2 protein-coding genes are annotated in these 3041 nt (G+C 69.5%); both read right to left on the bottom strand.

Annotated elements, in window-relative coordinates:
* Positions 1-168: 168 nt before the first annotated feature.
* Positions 169-1506, bottom strand: coding sequence for an enolase C-terminal domain-like protein (locus AOK17_RS35140; protein WP_055616647.1), 1338 nt, complete (start codon positions 1504-1506; stop codon positions 169-171).
* 67 nt (positions 1507-1573) lie between these two features.
* Complete coding sequence (locus AOK17_RS35135) at positions 1574-2974, bottom strand: gluconate:H+ symporter (RefSeq protein WP_281198666.1); 1401 nt, start codon at positions 2972-2974, stop codon at positions 1574-1576.
* Positions 2975-3041: the final 67 nt, after the last annotated feature.

Here is a 3041-nt window from a genome sequence, read left to right as displayed (position 1 = left end):
GTCGGGGCTGGTCGCGCAGTTCCCCGCGCCCCTAAATCGTTGTGGCTGATCGCGTGGCCCGGGGCGCCCCCCAAAGACAGGGGCGCAGCCCCGTCTTTTGGGGGGCGCGGGGAACTGCGCGACCGGCCACAGCGGGCCCGCACCCATACGACGAGCCCGCCCTTGGCCCTACCGGACCAGACAAGGCCGCTTCGCGTCGAACTGCCAGTCGGGGATGAGGTACTGCATCCCGATGGCGTCGTCCCGCGCGCCGAGGGCCTTCTCCTTGTAGAGCTCGTGGGCCGCGAGGAGACGGTCCATGTCGAGGTCGACGCCCAGGCCGGGAGCATCGGGGACGGAGATCTCGCCGTCGGTGATGCGGGGCGGGGCGACCGTGAGGCGCTCCAGGCCCTCCTGCCAGATCCAGTGGGTGTCGAGGGCGTTGTAGTCGCCGGGGGCCGCGGCGCCGCAGTGGGTGACCATGGCGAGCGAGATGTCGAAGTGGTTGTTGGAGTGACAGCCCCAGGTCAGCCCCATGGCGTTGCACAGCTGCGCCACCCGCACCGAGCCCTGCATGGTCCAGAAGTGCGGGTCGGCCAGGGGGATGGAGACCGACTGGAGGGCGAGGGCGTGGGTCATCTGACGCCAGTCCGTGGCGATCATGTTCGTCGCGGTCGGCAGGCCGGTGGCGCGGCGGAACTCGGCGAGGATCTCGCGCCCCGAGTAGCCGCCCTCCGCCCCGCACGGGTCCTCGGCGTAGGCGAGGGTGCCCAGCAGCGGCGTACACAGTTCGATCGCCTCGCGCAGCGACCACGCGCCGTTCGGGTCGAGGGTGATGCGGGCCTCGGGGAAGCGGGCCTTGAGCGCGCGTACGGCGTCGACCTCCTCCGCGCCCGCGAGGACCCCGCCCTTGAGCTTGAAATCCCGGAAGCCGTAGAGGTCGTAGGCGGCCTCGGCCTGGCGGACGATCGCCTCCGGTGTCAGGGCCTCCTCGTGCCGGACGCGGTACCAGTCGACGTCCGAGTCGGGCTCGCGGACGTACTCCAGGTCGGTGCGGTCGGGGTCGCCGACGTAGAAGAGATAGCCCAACACTCTTACTGAATCGCGCTGTTGGCCGTCGCCCAGGAGGGCCGCGACCGGTACGTCGAGGTGCTGCCCCAGGAGGTCGAGGAGCGCCGACTCGACGGCCGTGACCGCGTGGACGGTGGTGCGCAGGTCGAAGGTCTGGGCGCCACGTCCGCCCGAGTCGCGGTCGGCGAAGCGGGCGCCGATCTCGCGCAGGACCCGCTTGTAGTCGCCCACCTTCGCGCCGACCACCAGGGACTCGGCGTCGCGCAGGGTCTGGGTGATCTTCTCGCCGCCGGGCACCTCCCCCAGTCCCGTACGGCCCTCGGAGTCCTTGAGGACGACGACGTTGCGGGTGAAGTAGGGGCCGTGGGCGCCGGAGAGGTTCAGCTCCATGCAGTCACGGCCGGCCACGGGATAGACGGCGAAGTGGGTGACGGTCGGCTGGCTCTGGAAGCTCATGCGGGTCGAAGTCCCTTGTGTGTGAGGGTGGTTGGGGCCAGTGGTTGAGGCCGGTGGTCGAAGAACTTCACAGGCTGAGGACGTCCAGGGCCCACTCCAGTGCCAGGACGCCGCCCAGGCCGATGATCGCGAGCACCGTCGTATAAGTCGTACGGACCTTGATCGCCTCGATGACCGAGAGGTTGAAGTACTCCTTGAACAGCCAGAATCCCGGGTCGTTGACGTGGGAGAAGGCGATCGACCCGCACGACACGGCGAGCACCATGATCTCGGGGTGGACGCCGCTGCCCGCGAGGAGCGGGAGGACCACGCCGGAGGCCGTGACGACGGCGACCGTCGCCGAGCCGAGGGCGACCCGGAGGATGACCGCGATGAGCCACGCCAGGATGATCGGCGAGATGGACCAGCCGTCGGTGGCGTCCTTGATGTAGTCGGAGATGCCGCCCTCGACGAGGACGTTCTTGAAGGCGCCGCCCGCCCCGATGACCAGCAGGATCATCGCCATCGCCTTGGCGGCGGAGGTGCAGGAGGCGCTGACCTCCTCCATGCTGCGGCCGATCCGCGGTCCGAACGCCCAGATCGCCAGCAGCAGGGTCAGCATGAGCGCGATCGGCGCCGAGCCGATGAACGCGACGAAGTTCAGGAACGGGCTCTCGCCGGACGTGGCCATGTCGGTCACGGCGGCGCCCGCGATCAGCACCACGGGGAAGAGGGCCACGAACAGCGACCAGCCCATGCCGGGCATCTCCTCGTCGGCGAACTCCCGCTCGCTGACCAGGCCCGTGGGGATGGACGGGTTCATCCGCTTGATGAACGGCAGCCGCGGCCAGGCGAGCGCGATGAGCGCACCGGCGGGTACGGCGATGAAGAGGCCGTAGAAGAGGGTGTGGCCGACGGACGCGTGGAAGGTCGCGGCCACGGCGGTGGGGCCCGGGTGCGGCGGCAGGAAGCTGTGCATCGTGGACAGCGCGATCGACATCGGCAGGCCGACCCAGAGCAGGTTCGCCCCGGTGACCCTGACCAGGGTGAACGCGATCGGCACGATGATGATGAAGGCGACCTCGTAGAACATGGTCACGCCGATGAGCATCGACGTGACCACCATGGCGACCTGGACCCAGCGGGGGCCGAAGGCGTCCAGCAGCTTGCTCGCGATGCGTTGGGCGGCGCCCGAGTCGCCCATGACCCGGCCGACCATCGCGCCGAGGCCGATGGTGAGCATCGTGTCGCCGATCTGGTCGCCGATGCCGGTGGAGAGGACGTCCGGGATGTCGGCCACCGGTATCCCGCGGACCACGGCCACGCCTATCGCCACGAGGAGGAGTGCGGCGAAGCCGTTGAGTTTCAGGCGGGTCATCAGGAGCAGCAGGATCAGGACGCTGATCCCAACTACGAGGAGAGGCATGGCAGTTCCCCTTTGAACTGTTTGGGCTCTTGGTGCGGGGCGGCTCCGCCGGTTGGGGGCCAGGTGCGGGTGGCTCCGCCGGGGCGAGTGGGCAGGTCTGGGTGGATTTCTGGTGCGGGTGGGTGGGGGC

Source organism: Streptomyces phaeochromogenes (assembly GCF_001418655.1).
GTDB lineage: Bacteria > Actinomycetota > Actinomycetes > Streptomycetales > Streptomycetaceae > Streptomyces > Streptomyces phaeochromogenes.
This window is presented reverse-complemented; position numbering and strand designations above follow the sequence as displayed.

What these genes read in the sequence shown, in the direction of transcription:
- AOK17_RS35140 (WP_055616647.1), bottom strand. Translation starts at nt 1,506, where the DNA reads ATGAGCTTCCAGAGCCAGCCGACCGTCACCCACTTCGCCGTCTATCCC.